Source organism: Streptomyces sp. NBC_00443 (assembly GCF_036014175.1).
GTDB lineage: Bacteria > Actinomycetota > Actinomycetes > Streptomycetales > Streptomycetaceae > Streptomyces.
Genome location: NZ_CP107917.1, coordinates 4,556,495 through 4,573,930, shown reverse-complemented (window position 1 = coordinate 4,573,930; position 17,436 = coordinate 4,556,495). Strand labels below are relative to the sequence as shown.

General features: G+C 70.3%; 30 protein-coding genes. 2 read left to right on the top strand and 28 right to left on the bottom strand.

Features of this window, described 5'->3' with window-relative positions; all coding sequences use genetic code 11:
• Positions 1-11: 11 nt before the first annotated feature.
• The 21 genes from OHO27_RS20590 to OHO27_RS20490 all read right to left on the bottom strand — a co-directional run bounded on the left by OHO27_RS20590 (position 12) and on the right by OHO27_RS20490 (position 13,825).
• Positions 12-524, bottom strand: coding sequence for a hypothetical protein (locus OHO27_RS20590; protein WP_328426024.1), 513 nt, complete (start codon positions 522-524; stop codon positions 12-14).
• Entirely contained in the window at positions 524-898 is a 375-nt protein-coding gene (locus OHO27_RS20585; protein WP_328426023.1) for a hypothetical protein, read from the bottom strand. The genes OHO27_RS20590 and OHO27_RS20585 overlap by 1 nt, the downstream gene beginning before the upstream one ends.
• Before the next feature lie 10 nt (positions 899-908).
• Entirely contained in the window at positions 909-1,262 is a 354-nt protein-coding gene (locus tag OHO27_RS20580; RefSeq protein ID WP_328426022.1) for a hypothetical protein, read from the bottom strand.
• 72 nt (positions 1,263-1,334) lie between these two features.
• Positions 1,335-2,282: a P22 phage major capsid protein family protein gene (locus OHO27_RS20575; RefSeq protein WP_328426021.1), complete on the bottom strand. Its 948-nt coding sequence runs from the start codon at positions 2,280-2,282 to the stop codon at positions 1,335-1,337.
• A gap of 13 nt (positions 2,283-2,295) precedes the next feature.
• Positions 2,296-3,108, bottom strand: a complete 813-nt coding sequence (locus OHO27_RS20570) for a hypothetical protein (protein WP_328426019.1) — start codon at positions 3,106-3,108, stop codon at positions 2,296-2,298.
• A gap of 147 nt (positions 3,109-3,255) precedes the next feature.
• Positions 3,256-3,417 (bottom strand): Rmf/CrpP fold protein, encoded by a 162-nt coding sequence (locus OHO27_RS20565; RefSeq protein ID WP_328426017.1) that lies wholly within the window; start codon positions 3,415-3,417, stop codon positions 3,256-3,258.
• A gap of 13 nt (positions 3,418-3,430) precedes the next feature.
• Positions 3,431-5,638 carry a phage minor capsid protein gene (locus OHO27_RS20560; protein WP_328426015.1) on the bottom strand — a complete coding sequence of 736 codons (2,208 nt, stop codon included), beginning with the start codon at positions 5,636-5,638 and terminating at the stop codon, positions 3,431-3,433.
• A 28-nt stretch (positions 5,639-5,666) separates the two neighbouring features.
• Complete coding sequence (locus OHO27_RS20555; protein ID WP_328426013.1) at positions 5,667-7,184, bottom strand: phage portal protein; 1,518 nt, start codon at positions 7,182-7,184, stop codon at positions 5,667-5,669.
• On the bottom strand, positions 7,165-7,410 hold the full coding sequence (locus tag OHO27_RS20550; protein WP_328426011.1) for a hypothetical protein: 246 nt from the start codon (positions 7,408-7,410) through the stop codon (positions 7,165-7,167). The genes OHO27_RS20555 and OHO27_RS20550 overlap by 20 nt, the downstream gene beginning before the upstream one ends.
• Complete coding sequence (locus tag OHO27_RS20545; protein ID WP_328426009.1) at positions 7,407-8,684, bottom strand: PBSX family phage terminase large subunit; 1,278 nt, start codon at positions 8,682-8,684, stop codon at positions 7,407-7,409. The genes OHO27_RS20550 and OHO27_RS20545 overlap by 4 nt, the downstream gene beginning before the upstream one ends.
• Positions 8,671-9,168: a helix-turn-helix domain-containing protein gene (locus OHO27_RS20540; protein WP_328426007.1), complete on the bottom strand. Its 498-nt coding sequence runs from the start codon at positions 9,166-9,168 to the stop codon at positions 8,671-8,673. Before OHO27_RS20540 ends, OHO27_RS20545 begins: the two co-directional genes overlap by 14 nt.
• Before the next feature lie 144 nt (positions 9,169-9,312).
• Positions 9,313-9,747: a hypothetical protein gene (locus OHO27_RS20535; protein ID WP_328426005.1), complete on the bottom strand. Its 435-nt coding sequence runs from the start codon at positions 9,745-9,747 to the stop codon at positions 9,313-9,315.
• 84 nt (positions 9,748-9,831) lie between these two features.
• On the bottom strand, positions 9,832-10,125 hold the full coding sequence (locus OHO27_RS20530) for a hypothetical protein (RefSeq protein ID WP_328426003.1): 294 nt from the start codon (positions 10,123-10,125) through the stop codon (positions 9,832-9,834).
• Positions 10,126-10,186: 61 nt separating this feature from the next.
• Entirely contained in the window at positions 10,187-10,648 is a 462-nt protein-coding gene (locus OHO27_RS20525; RefSeq protein ID WP_328426001.1) for a DUF6221 family protein, read from the bottom strand.
• A 10-nt stretch (positions 10,649-10,658) separates the two neighbouring features.
• Positions 10,659-10,838 carry a hypothetical protein gene (locus OHO27_RS20520; protein WP_328425999.1) on the bottom strand — a complete coding sequence of 60 codons (180 nt, stop codon included), beginning with the start codon at positions 10,836-10,838 and terminating at the stop codon, positions 10,659-10,661.
• A 74-nt stretch (positions 10,839-10,912) separates the two neighbouring features.
• The gene (locus OHO27_RS20515) at positions 10,913-11,593 is read right to left on the bottom strand and encodes a hypothetical protein (protein ID WP_328425997.1); all 681 of its coding nucleotides are present in this window, start codon (positions 11,591-11,593) and stop codon (positions 10,913-10,915) included.
• Entirely contained in the window at positions 11,590-12,123 is a 534-nt protein-coding gene (locus OHO27_RS20510; RefSeq protein ID WP_328425995.1) for a hypothetical protein, read from the bottom strand. The genes OHO27_RS20515 and OHO27_RS20510 overlap by 4 nt, the downstream gene beginning before the upstream one ends.
• 10 nt (positions 12,124-12,133) lie before the next feature.
• The gene (locus OHO27_RS20505) at positions 12,134-12,286 is read right to left on the bottom strand and encodes a hypothetical protein (RefSeq protein WP_328425993.1); all 153 of its coding nucleotides are present in this window, start codon (positions 12,284-12,286) and stop codon (positions 12,134-12,136) included.
• A gap of 10 nt (positions 12,287-12,296) precedes the next feature.
• On the bottom strand, positions 12,297-13,298 hold the full coding sequence (locus OHO27_RS20500) for a hypothetical protein (protein ID WP_328425991.1): 1,002 nt from the start codon (positions 13,296-13,298) through the stop codon (positions 12,297-12,299).
• Between the two features lie 67 nt (positions 13,299-13,365).
• The gene (locus OHO27_RS20495; protein WP_328425989.1) at positions 13,366-13,575 is read right to left on the bottom strand and encodes a hypothetical protein; all 210 of its coding nucleotides are present in this window, start codon (positions 13,573-13,575) and stop codon (positions 13,366-13,368) included.
• A 94-nt stretch (positions 13,576-13,669) separates the two neighbouring features.
• Positions 13,670-13,825, bottom strand: a complete 156-nt coding sequence (locus OHO27_RS20490; RefSeq protein ID WP_328425987.1) for a hypothetical protein — start codon at positions 13,823-13,825, stop codon at positions 13,670-13,672.
• A 183-nt stretch (positions 13,826-14,008) separates the two neighbouring features.
• Between OHO27_RS20490 and OHO27_RS20485 the strand changes: the two genes are divergently transcribed.
• Positions 14,009-14,311 (top strand): helix-turn-helix domain-containing protein, encoded by a 303-nt coding sequence (locus tag OHO27_RS20485; RefSeq protein ID WP_328425985.1) that lies wholly within the window; start codon positions 14,009-14,011, stop codon positions 14,309-14,311.
• Between the two features lie 79 nt (positions 14,312-14,390).
• Positions 14,391-14,804: a DUF6233 domain-containing protein gene (locus OHO27_RS20480; protein ID WP_328425983.1), complete on the top strand. Its 414-nt coding sequence runs from the start codon at positions 14,391-14,393 to the stop codon at positions 14,802-14,804.
• A 121-nt stretch (positions 14,805-14,925) separates the two neighbouring features.
• Here the strand turns inward: OHO27_RS20480 and OHO27_RS20475 are convergent, their stop codons facing one another.
• The 7 genes from OHO27_RS20475 to OHO27_RS20445 form a co-directional block, all read right to left on the bottom strand.
• Positions 14,926-15,618 carry a hypothetical protein gene (locus OHO27_RS20475; protein ID WP_328425981.1) on the bottom strand — a complete coding sequence of 231 codons (693 nt, stop codon included), beginning with the start codon at positions 15,616-15,618 and terminating at the stop codon, positions 14,926-14,928.
• Positions 15,619-15,708: 90 nt separating this feature from the next.
• A complete protein-coding gene (locus OHO27_RS20470) occupies positions 15,709-16,185 on the bottom strand; it encodes an HIT family protein (RefSeq protein ID WP_328425979.1) in 477 nt (158 codons plus the stop codon).
• Entirely contained in the window at positions 16,182-16,457 is a 276-nt protein-coding gene (locus OHO27_RS20465; protein ID WP_328425977.1) for a hypothetical protein, read from the bottom strand. The genes OHO27_RS20470 and OHO27_RS20465 overlap by 4 nt, the downstream gene beginning before the upstream one ends.
• Entirely contained in the window at positions 16,454-16,789 is a 336-nt protein-coding gene (locus OHO27_RS20460) for a hypothetical protein (protein ID WP_328425975.1), read from the bottom strand. The genes OHO27_RS20465 and OHO27_RS20460 overlap by 4 nt, the downstream gene beginning before the upstream one ends.
• Positions 16,786-16,968 (bottom strand): hypothetical protein, encoded by a 183-nt coding sequence (locus OHO27_RS20455; protein WP_328425973.1) that lies wholly within the window; start codon positions 16,966-16,968, stop codon positions 16,786-16,788. The genes OHO27_RS20460 and OHO27_RS20455 overlap by 4 nt, the downstream gene beginning before the upstream one ends.
• Positions 16,965-17,156, bottom strand: coding sequence for a hypothetical protein (locus OHO27_RS20450; protein ID WP_328425971.1), 192 nt, complete (start codon positions 17,154-17,156; stop codon positions 16,965-16,967). Before OHO27_RS20450 ends, OHO27_RS20455 begins: the two co-directional genes overlap by 4 nt.
• Positions 17,153-17,413, bottom strand: coding sequence for a hypothetical protein (locus tag OHO27_RS20445; RefSeq protein WP_328425969.1), 261 nt, complete (start codon positions 17,411-17,413; stop codon positions 17,153-17,155). Before OHO27_RS20445 ends, OHO27_RS20450 begins: the two co-directional genes overlap by 4 nt.
• Positions 17,414-17,436: the final 23 nt, after the last annotated feature.

Sequence of the window (17,436 nt, the reverse complement as noted above, 5' to 3'; positions counted from 1 at the left end):
GAATGGGTCGGCTACGCGGACGCGCCGATGATGTGGATGTCGTAGCTCACCGACGTGCCCCCGGCAGAGTTGGCGATCTTCAGCAGATCGCCCGTGCCAGCGGTGACGGCGTATCCAGTGGCATCCGCCTCGCCCGTGCCAACCGCGACGAACGCGCCCGGGCGGAGGGTGAGGGTGTGGGTGGCGCCGAGCAGCGTCGCCCATGCGTTGCTGGATGCGGCGCCGACTACGACGTTGTTCGTGTTCGCAGCCGCAGCGGCGACGATCAGGCCCTTGATCCGAGCGAAGGTGATCGCCGTGCCGAACGCATCGGTAAGCACACCAGCCAGGTCAAGATCCTCGGTTGCCGATGCGGCCAGAGTCCGCCGGTCGGAGAACACGCGGTCGGCCTTGCCCGCGCCAGTGCCGCTGCCGAGGCTCATCTTTCGCGACAGCTGTTGCGGTGCCCGGCCGGACCCGAGGTCGAGAGCCTGCGTGAGCTCCGCGAAGGCGGAGACTGCGAGGATCGTTCCGGAGAGTGCCATTAGTCGTCACTCCCGTACTTCTCGACGATCTGGTCCTTGGTCAGGCCCTCGACAGCGGCCGCCTCGTCGGAGTCCTGCGCGAGCGAGCGCGCGTACTCCTGCCACTCGGCCTTGTTGGCGGAGCGGGCCGGACGCTCCACCACGCCCGGCCCGTCTCCTTCCCCACTACCGCCGCCAGGCGGCTCGATGGGCGGCGTCCCCTCGCCGCCCTGCTCCTGCGGCTCCTGCGCCCCTGAGCCGGGATCCTGCGGCTCCACGGCGGCCTCGGGCGCCTCGAGCGTGTCCCAGTTCGGGAGCATCTCAAGGCGCGCCGACGGGTAGTCGTACTCGACTACGTCGCCGGTGTTCTCGTTGCGGTACGCGTACTTGGACATGAGGCCTCCGTCAGGGCAGGTCGTTGACGTCGGCGTCGATGGCGATGTCCGCCTGGATGATGACCAGGGTGGCGTCGCCCGAGGCGACCTCCAGCGACAGCACCTCGCCCGCGGCCATGTCGCCGGCCGTGCCGGTCGGGGTGCCGCTGGTGAAGGCGCCGTTCCCGGCGGTGAGGTCGGCGGCGAGGACGTCGTCCGAGCCGATCTTGGCGTTGACGGCGGCCGCGGCCCCGCCGGTGCGGAAGCCGTGCACCTTCGTAACGGTGCAGGCCACGGGGGCGCGCCAGACGACGTGCGTTGCGGAGGCGACCGGGGAGCCGGTCAGCCGGATGGACTGGGTGACGATGCGGCGCATGTACGCCATGGGTTCGCTCCTCGATGGCGAGGGTTGGGCAAGGGGGCCGGCCGCCGCGGTGCGCGCGGCGGCCGTGAGGGATCAGGCGTCGGCGCCCTTGATCAGGACCGCGCGGTTCGCGTCCAGCGTCTTCGTGCCGTACAGGCAATCGATGCTGATCACCATCTGCTTGAGGTTCACGTCGTAGTCGCGGACCACGCGCAGCGCGAAGCCCTTGTAAGGGACCATCGCCGCGTCGATCGCGCCCTGCGGCAGCTCCAGCGGGCGGAAGGCCAGGGCGAACGCGGTCTTGTGGAAGGCGACGTTCACCTCGGTCGTCGGCTCGCCCGAGCCCGGCGACTGCGCGGGCTGGCCCACGTTCTGCGTCCAGTACGGGTCGAATCCGCTCACGCGGCCGCCCATGGACGCCTCCAGCAGGCCCTCCGTGGAGCCCCGCCGGTCCGCCGAACGCCACGCCTTCTCAGCGACCCAGCGAGACTTCGTGGTCGGCCCGGTGACGACCGACCGCTGCATCCCGGGCACCTTCTTGGTGTCGAGGATGGCGCCGGCCTGGATCAGGACACGGGAGTCCGACCACGGGTAGTCGCCGTTGTAGCCGGTGTAGTCCTCCCCCGCGGCGTTCGGGGTGGCGTCGCCGACCTCTTCGGTGATGTCGTTGCGCAGCGCCAGGACGTCGCGGTCGATCTTCTGGGCGATCGCCTCCAGCGCCGGGGTGAGGAGCTGGGTGTCGAAGTCCTCGACACGAAGCGTCATGTCCTCGCTGGTCACCGCGAAGCTGACGTCGGCGAAGTGGTTCAGCGTCAGGTTGACGCTGCCTTCCTGCGCGGCCTGGATGGTGATGCCCTGAGAGCGGTCGTACTCGTGTGCCGTGAAGACCGCGGGCTTGCGGATGGTGATCGCGTCGCCCTGCTTGCGGTTGAACTCGGCCTCGTAGTCGCGGTGCACGAGGCTCGCCATGATGGTGGTCTCGTACAGGTTGGCGAGGGCCTGGCGCGCGATCTGCGTCGCGGTCAGGAACTGGTTGGCCATGGGGTCTTACCTCCTACCCTTGCCGTCGCTTACGGCGTGCGGCGCGGATGCTGTCGATGTCGTCGGGATCGTCGGAGGAGCCCCCGGCTCCGCCGTTGAAGTCACTGCTCGTACGGTCCGGAGTGGTCGCGACCTTGAGCTTCGGGTTGTCGTCGACGGCCTTCTTGATGGCGGCGTTGACGGCCTTCGCGAACCCCTCGTCGGACGGGTCGAGGCCCTTGATCGAGGACAGGAAGGCGCGCGAGTCGGTGAGGGCGTCAGGGTCGGCGCCGTACTTCGACGCGCCCCGATAAACGGCCAGCTCGACTGCGGTCTCCCGGTGTGCCGCCGTGGCCTTCTCGATCTGCGCGGTGAGCGCGGCCGGGTCGGGCGGCGTGTCCTTGTCGTCCTTGATCAGACCGAGTGCCTTGCCGAGCTCCTGCACGATCTCCGTGCGGGCCTCGTCGGCCGCCTGCTTCTTGGCGTTCGTCCGAGCCTTGCCCGCGTCGGCGTTCGCCAGCTTCAGCTCCTTCTGGAGCCTGGCGATCGTGGCGGCCGGGGTCTCCTCGACCGGCTTCTTCGCCGGAGGCTTCGGCTTCGGGGCACCGCCCTTGCCGGTGTCGTCCTGGCCGCCGTCGTCGCCGGTCCCGCCGGCATCGTCGTCGTCCTGGTCGTCATCCGTCCCGCCGCCGTCACCGTCCCCGCCGCCGTCGTCGGATCCGGAGTCGCCTCCGTCCCCGCCGTCGGCGTAGAGGTACGGGTCGAAAGGGCCCGCGGGATAGGGGTGTGCCCAGCCGCCGCTGAACTCGGTCAGACCGCGGTGGCGGGGGAGGGTTCGCTTCTGCATGTCGTGCACTCCCGGTGCGCGTAGAGGGGCCCCGGGCCTGCCGGGGCTGTACCGCTGCCGGGCGCGCCTGGCGCCCGGACGTCGAGGGGCCCGAGTCCGGGCATGAAAAAGGCCCGCACGAGGCGGGCCTGGAGGAAGCGGCTGGGGTCAGTCGGCGCCAGGGAGTTGGCGGGCCATCGCGTAGCCGCGCACCCACGCGCTGCGGCGAAGGTCGCCGGCGGGATACGGGCATGAGGTCACGGACGCGCCTTCGCGGCCTGCGTCGGCGCCCTCGTCGAGGGCCCTCACCAGCGCCTCACGCTCGCCCACAGTTGCCCCCGGGTCAGAGTCGGTTCTGCTGGTCGCTGGCTGCCTTGCGGGCCGTCTGCGCGGCGCTGCTGGACTCGCCTGTGACCATCTCCGTGTACTCCGCCAGCGTAGTGCGCGGGTGATCCGCCCACCACCGTTTCAGCTCTTCCGACGCGCGGGCGTAGGCAACGTGTGACGGACCCGTGAACAACGAGGTCGGGTCGATGCCCTCGGCCTGCGCCTTGCGGCTCAACAGGCGCCCGTTCGTGGCCTCATCGGCGGCTAGCAGCTGCGAGAACACATGCTCGCGGTACATCTCCCGTACCTGCGCTTGCGTGTACGCACCGCGTGCCGCCTCCTGCTCGGCCTCCCGTTCCGCGAGCCAGCGCTCCGTCGCCGTCATACCGGCGTACGGGTCGGGCAACTCGTCGGCCAGGCGGGCCCAGTCGTCGACCGCGCTGAGCGGGCCGAGGGCCTCGTCCAGCGCGGCCCGGTCCGCGAGCTGCCCCGCGACCGTGTGAGCGCCAGCTGCGGCCTGTAGCGGCTCTGGCGGGTACCGGAGGTCGAGCTCCGCGGCGATCCGCGCGGCCTGCTCGGCGTTCGCGTACCGCATCGCCCAGCCGAGGACCTCGTCCCCGATAGGTGACAGATCTGCGGCCAGCTGCCCGCCGGGGAGGACCGCGGCGAGCAGCTGGCGCCGGTCTGCCTCGGCCGCGATGCGGGCCAGGTCCTCGCCGGTGGCCTGCGCGGCCCGCATGCCGAGCTGCTCGTCGGACATGCCCACGAGCGTCCGGTCGATGCCGGGCAAGCCAGCGTCCAGGTCCCGGCGGTCCATCTCCGCGGCGATCCGCAGAGCATCGGCTGGCGGCACGTCCCGCAGGACGCGCCCCAGCTCGCCGTCGGAGAAGCCGGTGAGATCGTCCGTGAGCTGCCCGCTCGGACGGATCCGTTCCATGAGGGCGGCCTGGTCCCGGCGGTCGGCCTCCGCCTCGACTCGGGCGAAGGCCCGCGCGTCGAGGGCACCCGAGCGCATCGCTGCACCCAGCTGCTCGTCCGTCATCTCCGCCGGAGTGCGTGCGTCGCCCGCCCGGATCCGCGCGGCCTCGACAGCGTCCTGCGGCGGCCGCGGTGCAGTGGGCAGGTTGCTCGCACCAGGCTGCTCCCGGTACCGCTTCCGCATGAGCTCCGGGTGCTCGTCCAGGTGCTCGCGCATCCTGCCCTGCCACGTGCGCACGCGCGCCTCCGCGGCTCGCTTCTTGGCCGGGTCGACCGCGCTCGCAGCGTTCAGTTTGTACTTGCGGATGTTCCGCTCGATCGCCCGCTGCCGCTGCGTCGCCTCGTACCCGTCCGGGTCCTTGGCGGCCTTGACCGGCGGCCGCGTGATGCCAGGCAGGTAGGCGGAGGTCGTGTGCCGACAGTTCGGATGCTGGAGTCCTTGGCGCCGCGCCTCGTCGAGGGTGCCAGCCACTTCCACCTTGACCATGTGGCCGTCCTCAGTGGCGTGTTCCACCTCCACCGTGCGGCGGCCGTCCGGCCCGGACAGCGCCAGCACCTTCCCCTCCCAGGGCCGGCACTTCGGGCACTCGTGTGGCGACTGCGACACCATGACCAGCTCGACACCAGCCGCGGAAAGCTGGTCGTGGTGAGCCTCCACGGCCGCACGGCCGACAGCGGTTCGCGTCGCCATCTCCGCGTAGGTCGTCATCGACCAATTCCGCCCCGAGCGGTCGACGAAGGAGGTGACACCGCGCCGCGTGAACCGGTCGACGGCGGTCTGGGTGGCCTGCCTGCGCGTCTCCACGCCCAGGAGCGGGGTGGATGCCGCCTGGGCTAGGACGTTGCGGTACACGTCCTCTACGCCCCGCAGGATGCCCCGGTGGGACTCATTGACGACAGCGATCGTCTCCATCGCCAGGCGGTCGGCCCGGCGTGTGCCCGGGGTTTGCTCGGCGAGCCGTACGGCGGTGCCGTCGTCGAGGGCGCCGAGCTCGATGAGGCCGGCCCGGGCGCCCACGTTGTACGCCGCAGCCACGGCGTCGTGTACCTCGAGCGACGTCGCCTTGCCGAGCTCGTCGACCACGGCCTGGGCGCCGCGGCGCAGGGCCTGGATGTCGGCGAGCTTGGCCTCCATCCACTGGGGCGCGTCGATGCCGTCGGCCAGGCGCCGGGCGATCATCGCCAGGAGCCGCTCCTCGGCGTCGGAGTACAGGTCCCGGACCCCCGTGGACAGATCTTCAGCCATCCATGGGGAGACCGGCATCGCGCACCCCCTACGGCACGTTGCCGAGTTGCATCGGGTCGGGCACGGTCATGCCCGTCTCGCGCTGGATCCGGTCCACCTCTGCCTGGACCTGGGTGTCGTTCCATTCCGGGTGCTGCATGCGGACCAGGGTGTCCGTGGACGCAGCCTGCGCCCGCCGGAGGACGTCGGCCGTGTTGGCCAGGCTGAGGGGGTCCTCCTGGACCGAGTCCTCGAACTCGATCGTCGGGGGCTGCGGCTTGACCCCGCTGCGGAACACCTCCTGGTCCACGGCCAGGAGGGCGTGGACCGCGTCCGCCAGACCTGTGCGCCAACGCAGGACCTTCTTGCCGCGGGTCGTCATCGATCGGCGCTCGCGGGACTTGACCTCCGTCGCGGTCACTGCGGCGTCGCCTCCGAGGCCGAAGGTCTGGCCGCTGTAGCCGGCCGACCGGAGGATCTGGTTGACCAGGTCCTCCGCTGTGTCCCGGTGCTCCTGCACGCGGATCGCAAACTGGGCGACGGTGAGCTGTACGCCCTGGTCGCCACGCGCGAGCGCGTTGATACCTGCGAAGGCCTCCTGGTCTGGGTTCCACGAGGCGCCGCGGCCGGGCCCGTTGGACTGGAGGTAGGCGTCCGGGACGACGATGCGGCCCTTGCCGAGGCGGATGTCCCGCATCCACGAGGCGTAAGTCTCGTCGAGGCTGTCCATCAGCGGCTCGATACCGTCGAGGTCGGACCGGCCGAGGTCCGCCAGCGCGGCGTTGCACCGCCAGCGGCGGCTGTTCGCGTTCGGGATGAACGCGACGTCCAGCCCCTTGTAGCCGGTGGCGAGCGCCCCTTCAGCGTTGACCGACGCGGCGTACCCAGCAGTCGCCGGGTGGTCCTCCAGTGGCACCGGACGGCCGAGTTTCCCCTTCGTGCCCTGGTAGAGCCCGTGCAGGATGCGTTCGGGTTCGTGGCGCTCCAGGTGCCGCCAGACCTGCCCGTCCTCCTCGTGGACGACGCGCCAGAACGTGACGGCGCTCAGCCTGTTCCATGTGAACTCCGGTACGGCGCGGTCGGCGTGGGTGGCGTGCAGCCACGGGCGGTCCGCCACCTTCTTGTCGTAGACCGGGCGCAGGTAGATCCCGCCCAGGGCGGCCCCGACCTCGGCGGCCGTCTGGAGAGTGGCGAGCATGCCGTCGTCGGTGAGGGTGTCGAGTCGCTTCTGCGTCGAATCGCCTTCGACCGTGAGCTTCGGGGGCTCACTGAACAGGAGGTCGGCGCTGCCTCCGCAGATGTCGCCGGCGATCGGCACGTGCAGCTTGGTGCGGCGCTCGCCGGGTGCGGTGGGGGTGCCCCACCACCAGCGCGCGATCTTCCCCATGACGCCGTTCGCGTATTGGATCGGCTTGGGGTCGGGGCCGAAGCCTCCGCTGCCGCCTCCGTAGAGATCTTCGAGGCGGTCCGGGTCGCCGCTCCACCAGGTGTCCCAGACGTTCATCGCGTCGAGGGCGGGCTTCAGGTAGGGCGGGGGCCAGGGGACGTTACCCATCGGCAGCGGCATCGGTGCCCCCCTTCTCCGAGCGCCAGGCGCGGAAGTTCTTCGCGTACACCCACCCGTATGCAAGGGCCGAGACGAGGAAGCCGTGCTGGTCCGTCGACAGCGCGTAGGCGACCCAGAGAACCTGCGCGCCCAGACCGATGGCCCAGCCGAGAGCTCGCTTCCGGCCAGCGAAGTAGAGGCCGGTCACACCGACTGCCGTCAGTAGCCAGGACCACCAGGCGATCACGCCGCTACCTCCAGTCGGTTCGGTAGGTAGGGCCGCCACAGGGACTCGGTCGTGCGGATCCCGTACCGGAGTGCATCGCAGGAGTGATCGTTTTCCTTGATCGGCTTGTCGTCGCCGTGCTCCGCTGCCTCGTCGTCCCAGGAGTAGCCCGGGATCTCGTCGATCAGGCCCTCGGCGGACTCGTGGATGAACAGGTCCTCGGTCGAGAACAGGCTGCTGACCGTGCGGATGCCGTCGAGGACGGAGTTGTCGGCCTGGGTGACGCCGGCGACCTGGTCGCGGTGCAGCTGCTCGATGTACGAGGCAGCGGACGGGTCGACGACCGTCCACTCCGGTGCGACGCCGACCACGTTGGTCGTGGGCTGCTTCACCTTGGCGAGCCATAGCCGGCGGGCGCGCGAGTACTCGGCGTCCGTCATCTGCTTCCGCTCGCGGCGGGAGTCGTACCGGTACTCGGAGACGACGTACAGCCTCCGGTCGGCGCCCAGGCCGAGCAGGACGTCCGCGTACGGGTTGACCGTGCCGTAGTCGATCGCGTCGCACAGCCAGCGGTCGATCCTCGGCAGGGTGCTGACGACGTGCTTCTTGACGTCGAACTGCTCGTAGATCGCGCCCTCGGACTGGACCCAGTGGCCGAGGATGTAGCGGCGGTACCAGAGGCCGGTGAAGTTCCGCTTCATCCGGGCCTTGTAGTCCTCGGACAGGCCCGGGTTGTCGTCCATGACGAAGTGCCAGGTGCGGATGCCCAGCTCATCGGCCCTGTTCAGCCACTCCTTGCGTGCCCAGTGGCCGGGGTTGTCCGGGTTGGTCGTCGCGAAGATCAGCGCGCCGGGTACGGACATGCGGTCGATGAGGCGCTTGAAAAACTCCTTCGGCAACAGGGTCAGCTCATCGACGTACGCGCCGGCCCCGGTGAGGCCGCGGAGCCGGGCCTCGGCCTTGGCGTCGTTGGCGGTGATGACCTCGATCTTCTTGCCGAGGATCCACGCCACACTCGAACCGCGGGTGTACGAGACGAGCTTGGCCGTGTCGGCGCCGACGATGTTCGGGTCCTGGAGCGGACCGAAGACGTTGCGGGCCACGGTGTCGTAGGTCTTGCCCACGACGACCAGGTCCCCGCCGGCGGGTGCTGTCCAGACGTACATCAGCCAGCGCAGCAGCGAGGCGATGGTCTTGCCCGATCGAACCGAGCCTTCCCACACGTTGAGCCACGCTGTGGAGTGGGCGATCGAGCGTTCCTGCTTGTCGGACAGCCCCAGCTCAGTGGTCGCCATGCTTGGCTCGGAGCTTGTCGAAGAGGCCCACCAGGAGCGAACCGACCTCGTCCGCGCCGCCCTCCTCCTTCGGCGGGGAGAGCTTCAGCGAGCGGTCGACGGCGGTGGCGACGAGGGACATGTACGCGCGCTTGTCGCCGGGGGTGGGCTCGCGGGCTTCGTAGGTGTCGAAGTCGTGCTCCTTGCCGCCCCAGTCGAAGTACGTGTGCGGCTGATTGATCTTCGCGGCCTCGGCCTCGGCGATGTCCTGGAGCTTGATCGCGAACGCTGCGCGGCGGTCGGCGAGGTCGGCCTGGCGGATCTCGGTGGCTTGGCGTACTTCGGCGGCCCGGGAGAAGGAAAGGCCGAGGTCCTTGGCGATGGTGCTGATGGTGCGGCCGCCGCGGCCGAGGATCTCGGCGATCTCGTTGCGGCCTTTGCCCTCTGCGTGGAGCTCGCGGACACGCTGACGTTCTTCGTCGGTGACCGGCTTGGCTGTGCCCACGGGTCACCCCCCTGGACATGGCGAAGGCCCGCGGCGTGGCGGGCCTCCGGGGTGCGCTGATGCGCCTATGAGTTTTTGTGTCCGGGCACGCCGGACTTGCGCCCAGGATGGATCATGCGGTCCTGGGATGCAACTACGTCACGGTCAGACCTTGCAGAAGCCGAGCCCCTTCAGCGCCTCGTTGATCAGCTTGCCCTGAGCTTTGGTCGTCGTGACGTCGTTGTACGTGAACCGCTGTGAGGCAGTCCAGTCCAGCCGTTGGCCACCACCGTTGATGGCCGAGCACTGGTTGCGGGCTGCGTCGATGGCCTTGTCCTCGTACGTCACGATGGCCGGGTTGATCGCGGTGAGGGCACGGAGCAGTTGGGCGCGATCGGCGCCGGTGGGCTCGGGCGGGATGCCGGAGGCTGCGAGGGCGTCGTCCTTCGGCTTCTCCTGCGTCTGCTCCTGCTTGCTGGCCGACGCCTTCGGCTTGGCGGCCTTGTCCTGGTCGCCGTTGCTGCCGCTGTCGCTGCTGGAGCAGGCGGTGAGCGCACACGTGAGTGCGGCGATGGCGGCGGCGGTGTGGCGGATGCGCATGGTCCCCCCTGGGCACGGTTGCTGAGGGGGCATCATCGCGCTGGATGTGCCAGTAGCGTGCGGTTGTGGCGATTCTGTGACGCCTTACGCGGGGGTGGGTCCCGTGCCTTGGAGGTGCACAGTCCAGGACTGGCCGTCGAATCCGATGTTCGTGATAAGTACCAGGCCGCTCCGCCCTTCGGGGAGAGTGATCTTCACGGGTCCGTTCGCGCCGAGGTTTCCGGTGAAGCCTTCTGGTGCGTCGGTCGCGCGGAAGGACGACAGCCCACTCCATGACCGGAGGCTCTCGCCAGGGCCGGTGTCTTCCTGGAGCAGGACGACGGGGAAGTGCACATCGTCGATGACGGCCGGGCCGCGGTACCTGAAGCGCTCGCTCATGAGTCCATCCTGCCGGTCATGTCAAACGGTGTCGGGCCGTCATGACGGGTGACAGCGGCCGTCACGGCATCCAGCCGGGCCGGTCTGCATACGGCAGCATGAGAAGGCGTACGACGGGTCGCAGGCCCTCGGCTACGTCGACGAGGCGGCTCTCCTGGCGGTGGAGTCGGCTGAACTCGTCGGGGTCAGACTTGATCACCGCTCGCATGCGTTCGCGCAGGACGAGGCGGTCATCGAGGGCAGTGGCGTACATGCCGATGATGCGCCGCTTGGCGTCGATCTCGCGCAGCACCCGCGCCGGATCCCAAAGCTCGAGGTGGCGCGCCACGCCTTCCGGCTCCGTACCCTCCGCGTCCACGTCGCTTACCACGCAGTCGTCCACCGAGTCGAAGACGGCCCACCGCGTGCGGCCGGACTCCTGTGACTGGATCCGCTTCGCAGTCCACGTGCCGTAGTCCTCGTGGTGCGTCGCCTTCCGTGCAATCCGCTCGTCCTCGTCGAGCTGGGCGCGCAGCCACTGCACAGCTGTCTTCTCAGCTGCGATCGACGTCGGTAGCAACCTCGATCTCCTTGATCTTTCGGCTCGTCGAGAGTTCGGCGCGCACGGGATTGTCTCCCGGGGCGCCGGCTTTGCGGGCCGCGTCGACGAACGCGGCGAGCTCGTCGAGGGTCAGGTCCTTGTCTTCACCGGTGAACCGGATAACGGCGGGCATGGGCCCAGGATGACGTAACGGGCCCCGCCGCGGCGGGTGTTCGCGGCGGGGCCCGGGTGGCAATGAGCCGACGGTCAGCCGTCGCGCTTCATCCTCCGCCTCTCGGCGAGGACGTGGTCGACGAGGGCGTCGAGGTCGGCGCGGCTGGGGGCAAGGTAGCCGCTGTCTCCGATGGCCTCTACACGAATCCCCTCTCCTGCCCCCTCTCCGTCACCCCCGTTGGTGTTGGCGTTGGCCCCTGACCTGCAACAACAACCGTCGCCATGGGAGTCGTCGGCAGGGGAGGGCTCGGGCGGGATGGCTGTCCTGTGTACGCCCGGCCCGTTGCCCTGCGCGGTGCGGACGCCTGACTTCCACTCGATGCCGGCGTCCTCCAGGAGCGCCTTCACCACCTTCGTGTTCGGTAGCTTCAGGTCGCGCTGGAGTCGAGTGAGGAGCACGCCGTTGCCGTCGCCGACGAGGCGGCGCAGAGCCTCGGCGACGTCAGGCTGCTCGGGTTCTTCCTCGGCCTCGGGCGCGTCGTCGCGGGCTGCTCGCCGGGCCTGGAGCTGCTGCCAGCCGAGCGTGCCGAGGATCCCGACGATCACGTAGGCGACCATCGGGAGAGCGACGACCACGCGCCAGACGATCACGGTGATGACCACCACGACTGCCAGCTTGGCGGCGCGGCTGGGTTCGTCGTCCTCCTCCCCCGCCGACTCGTCGGTCTCCTCAGCCTGCTCCGTGGGCTCTTCGTCCTCCTGGCGGCGCTTCACAGCAGGCCCATCACGTAGTCGCCGGCCCACGACACGGACGGAGCGACGACCAGGCCCACGGCGCCAGCGACGCTGGAGGCGAGGCCGAGGCTGACCCCGGCGAGGATCTGTCGGACGAAGTCCCAGCGGAAACCGCGCCTGGAGCAGACCGCGATGACGACGACGGTGATGATGATGATCGCTGCGTGTCCGCCGGGGGTGAGGGCCAACTGGCTCGACCTCGTCACGTTGGGGGTGGATGCGCCGAGGCCGTAGACGAGGACGATGTCCCCCACCTGGTTGGTGCCCCACAGGGACCAGTCGGCGGCGGCGCCGATGAGTCCGCCGGCGGACAGGACCAGGAGCGCGCCGTACGCCATGCACAGCAGCTGGGGCAGGAGGGCGGTGAGGGCCTTCATGGCGAGGCGCTTCTTGTGGCCGGTCCACCAGCGGGTGAAGTCCCAGGCGAAGAGGCTGAGTCCGGTGGTGACGCCTCCGAGGGAGACGAGACCGTACGTCGGGATGGTGAGGGGCGGCAGGGCCAGATCCATTGCTGGGTCCTCAGTGGAGGATGGCCGCGGCGAGCGCGGCGAGGGCGAGGATGAAGGCGACGGTGCCCGTGACCGGGCGGGCGGCGTAGGGGGCGGCGCGGACCAGGCCGAGCGCTGCGCCGCAGGCACTCGCCGCGCAGAAGACGCCGAACAGGACGGTCACGGGTCGGCTCCTAAGCGCTCATGCCGAACGGGGCGGACGGCAGGTTCTTGAGGTGGGGCTCGTGGGTCTCGACCTCTGCGCGGAGGGTTCCGCGGATGTAGCCGTCGGAGGCGTCGTCGTGGCCTGCGCGGACGATCGCGGCGCGCATGGCGGCCGTGCCCGGGCGGGATGGCGGGACGGTGTCGTACAGGGCGCGGATCGCAGCGCACCGGGGGTCGCTGTACTGGAACGGTGCAGGGGCGGTCGGAGCCTGGGCGGGCGGGCGTGCGGGGACCGCCTTTCGGCAGATGATCGGCAGGAGCCGGGCACCGGTCGGGATCACGGGCGCGGGCGCGGTGGGCCTGCGCCCGGGCCGGCGCGGCGGAGTCGGGGAGCTGGGCAGTGCCGGCACGGCAGGCGGAGCCGTCAGCGGGGGCGTCACGCATGCCGTGACGGGGGCGTCATCGATCCTGTCGACGCTGGTCACGGCCGTCACAGGCACGCTGACGGCGTCGAGGTTGTCGAGCCGGGTGCGGACGGCGGTCCGCAACGTCTTCCAGGCATCGCCGGGGAACATGACCCAGGCGAGGACGGGGATGTGGGGCATTCGCTCGGCGATCAGTCCGCGGGCGGCGCGCTGTTCGTCGCGGACGTCGCGGCGATGCAGCTCGAAGAGCAGCTCCACGGCGAGGCTGATGGAGGCGAGGCCGATGCCGCCCACCATGCCGCCGACCTCCAGGCCGTGGTCCCAGTTGAGGACGCCGGAGACGCCGACGAAGGCGAGGACGGCCAGGCGGGCGAGGCCGGCCGGGGTGCCGCGCTCGATGGCTCGCTTCGCGTACTGCGCGCAGAGCAGGCCAGCGAGGTCGAACATGAGCGACAGGGCGTAGGCAGGCTCCTTGTCCATGCCCCAGCCCATGAGCTTCGAGCTGATGGACCAGGCGGCGGCCGCGAGCATCATCGCGAGGACGATGAACCAGGCCACGGCAACGCTGCCGCCGAGGCGGCGGCCGGTGGCGGGCGGGGTCTTCAAGGGTGCTCCTTGTGGCGGCGGAAGGCTGCCCCCGCCGGGGAAGGGGCGGGGGCAGCCGGTTGAGGGGTCAGCGGGAGCGTCGGAACCAGTCAGCGCCGACTTCCTGGGCGCGGCCGTTGTCCTCCCACGCCTGGCCCTTGCGGGCGGCCTTGGTGGCGTTGCGGCGGTGGCCTTCGCGGCGCTTGCGGGCAGCGGCGGCCGAGGCCGACTCGCGGCCGGCGTACCTCGTGGCGGCGCGCTCGTGGTCGTTGCCGAAGAGGCGGTCGAGGAAGCCCATCAGCAGCCTCCGAGGGTGATCGCGAGGCCGGTGATGGTGAGGGCCAGGCCGAGGAGGGCGAGGACGCCTACGGCGCGGCGGCCGGGCGGGCGGCTCACCGGGTCACTGCCTGGCGCGGGAGCGGATGGGCGGCGAGGTGCCGGGTGAGGGCGAGGCCAGCCTGGGTCTGCGCGGGGTGCCGAAGGGTGGCGCAGAGGTTGCAGGTCCGCGGGCTGTGCTGGGGGTTGTGCTGATCGGTACGGTTGGGCATGCCTGCCTCTTCGTGGTGTTGAAGGTGGGCCCCCGGCCCATGTGGAGCTGCAACTCCGGGCCGGGGCTTTGTTGTTGTGCAGCGCGGGCGTTCATCCCGAGCTGTATGGTGACCTTACCCCAAAACGGATGGTCACCATACAGTGCTTGAGGGAATCGCCCGCCTGGATCAGGAAGGCGCGGCATGTCGGATGACGAGGAGGTGCAGCGAGTGTTCGACGCCCTTGATGACGTGGAGCGCATCGCCGATCCGGAGGCGCGGTCGCGTGCTCAGGCGCAGATCACGGCCCAGACCAGGGAGCGGTCGAAAAGGTGGGCCGAGCAGCGCGGGGCGCTGGCGAACCAGTTGCAGGCCGAGGGCGAGTCGGTGCGCGGGATTGCTGCACGTCTCGGGGTGAGTGCTGCCACGGTGCAGGATCTGCTGCGGGGCTACAAGGGTTCGGGGAAGGATCGGCCGCCGGCGGGTGAGCGGAACGCGGGCGAGTGATCTAGCGCCCCCGCCTCGTCGTCGAGGTGGGGGCGTCGTCTGTGGTGACGGGTGTCATGACGGGCCTACTATCGAACGCATGAGCGAGTTGCCTCCGGATCCCCAGCGCCTCCGCGTGATCCTGGCGCACCTCGACAAGGAGCTCGCCGAGAACGCGACGGTGGCCACCTACCTCCGCCTGCAGCGCCGTGCCGTCCAGGCCGCGCTCACCCAGGCCGAGGCCCCACCACCGCGGCGGCCGCGACTCCCCAAGGGTGGCGCCGGCCTCGGCCCAGTGGCGCAGATCAGCGTGCGCCCCACCTTCATCGTTCAGCAGCGGCGCACGCCCCGCGGGCCCGAGGCCTCGATCGTCCACGTCAGCGACTGCACGATGATCGAGGGCACCCCGCACCCGATCACCGAGCACGACGCCCGGGTCTCCCTGACCGATCCGACGATCGAGCCGTGCACGTTCTGCCGCCCAGACAGCGAGCTGGGCATCGACGTCGCGTGACGCGGTCAGCCCGAGCGCCGGGCCTTCTCCTGCGTGATCTTGTACCGGAGCCCGGCGGCAGTGACGTCCCGGATACCGAGGAGCTGGCGGAACCAGAGTCGGATCTGGAGCACGAGCAACGTCATGCGGCCACCTCGCCGGTCCACTTCCGTCCGCAGCCGCGGCACTTCACGGTCGGGACCCGGCCGTCCCCGCCCTCGATCCGCAGCTGCCCGCGGCAGTGGGGGCATGGCCGCTCCAAGACCTGCGTCTTCCGGGCCATCTCCAGGGCCTGGTGGATCTGGCCAGCAGACCAGCGCGCGACGGAGCCGATCTGGTCCTGCTGCACACCGGTGAGCTTCCGGAACGGGCCAGCTGCCCCGTCATGACGGGCCAGGAGCCAGGCCGCGGCGAAGGGCGCCGTCCGTCGTCGGGGGTCGGTGTAGGACCAGCGGCGCTCGTCTGCGGCGTCCTTCATGGCGAGCGTGGCGATCTGGAGACCGACCGCGTCATCTGGGCTGGCGGACCGTACGCGGGCGACGGCAGGCCGCTGCACGGCGGCGGCGATGTAGTCGGTGAGGTCGACCAGCTGGCGGTCGAGGGCGGTCATGGTGTCGAGGATGGCGATGCGGAGCGGGGCGGCGGTCGCCCCGATCTGGTCCGGGCTGCGCTCGAGGGCCCGCTGCTCGACGGCGTCCTCGGTGGCCTTGAGGTGGTCGTGGAGGCGGGCAATGCCCATGACGGGGGGCCAGGTGTCGGCCTGGTTGGTGGCGAGGGCTTCAACGAGGTCGGCCCAGTGGTTGATGACGGTCTGGAGGTGGTCGGCGGTGGTCATCGTGACTCCTGGGGTGTGCGGGGTACGGTGATCACTGCCGGGGGCGCGCTACGTCTGGGGAGACGAGGGAAGCGCGCCCCTTCCGCATGCTCAGCCGCGTTGGGGCGGTGTTCCGAAGCGGCGGATGTCGCGGATCGCTTCGACGACGTGCGGCGGGTCTGGTCGGACGTAGATCTGTCCCCGCGACTTGCCGCTGTACCAGGGCAGCGCGAGGCCATCTCCTTCGGCTCGGGGGACGAGGTGAAGGTGGAGGTGGAACACGGACTGCGTGGCTTCTCGGCCGCGAGAGGTGATCACGTTCATCGCGCGCGGCGTCCACCGAACCAGTTCGGCGGCGCGGCGCATCGTGGCGGCGGCAACCTCCGGGTCCGCGGCGAAATCCGGTACGTGCGCCTTCGGGATGATGAGCGTGTGGCCCTCGGTGACCGGATTGAGGGGGACGATCGCCATGGCGTCGGACCAGTAGTCTCGGTGAACGACCAAAGCCGCGGGGGCGCGCCCGACAACGATCTCGCAGAACGGGCAGGGCTGTTCTGGCAAGGTCAAGTCCTCCTCGGAGCCCGTCATGACGGGCCCTCGGTCGAGACCTCCGGCGGGAGGATCGCTTCCCGCAGCTCGACAAGCCGCTCGTCCCACCAGCGGGTCAGGGACGTCCCGAGGGGCGGCGGCCCGGCCTTCACCCAGCGCTCGTACAGCGCGGTGACGCGCTGGATGTCGGCCTCGGGCGCTGCGGTCGTGACGGGTGTCGTCAGTGCGTCAGCGACGCTTCGGACCTGCTCCGTCAACTCCTCGGCCACGCGGAGCATGGCCTTCGTGTCCGGGCCCAGGAGGGGGCTCATCGCTTCGCTCCCTGCCGGTCGAGGTCGGTGACGATGGCCTGGCAGACCGCGGCGACCTGGATGATCTCCTCGCGGAACTTGGCGAGGTCGCGTTCGGCGCCGGCCTCGTACGCCTCCTCGAGGAGGATCGTCATCCAGCAGCGCTGCAGCGGGTCCTCGTTGGTCTCGCGCAGGCCCTCGGCGAGCTTCTCGAAGAGCAGCTGGTTGTTCGGGCCGAGGAGGACCGGGTGGCGCTGGTCGCCGAACTTCTCGAGCTGGCGTTGCCGTTCGGCGTCCACATCCTCGGCGAAGCTGCGCATGCCTGGAGTGGTGAACAGGGCGGGGTAGCTCACGTGGTTCTCCTGGGGCGGTTGGAGGCGGTGTACGAGTCCAACGGAGTAGGGCGCTGATCGAGTACGCGGCGGCGGGCCGTACGCCAGGCAGCCTGAACGGCCAGGCCGAGGCCGAAGAGCACGATCCAGGCGAGCACGATCACGCTGATCCAGTCGGCGCCTTCGGGACTGTGGATCACGTAGACCTCCGGCGGGTGCGGCGGGCCAGCTGGCGGGCGCGGACCGGTCCGCGCGCCCAGGCGGGACGGCGGCGACGGAGGAACCGGGCGACGAGGTGCGCGCCGGGCGGTGCGCCCTCGCCCTGGTGGCAGCACACGGCCGCAGCTATGGCGATGACGCATGCCAGGTATGCGGCGACGCCCGTCATGACGCCCGCCCGTGACGGGGCTGACGTCTCGGCTGGGTCAGCCAGGCCCAGATGAGGATGGCCAGGGCGGTGGTGCCGAGGGAGCCCCAGATCCATGTCCCGGTGCTGAAGTGGCGTACGCCGCTGACGGTCGCGGCGCCGACGAGGACCGCGAGCATGGTGCGCGTGCTGATCGCCTTGAACAGGCGGGCGATCAGGGCCGCGGCGAGGAGCGCATTCTCGGCGACGAGGAAGATCGAGTAGTACGGCTCGGGCATGTGCTGCTCCTGGGAACGGGGGG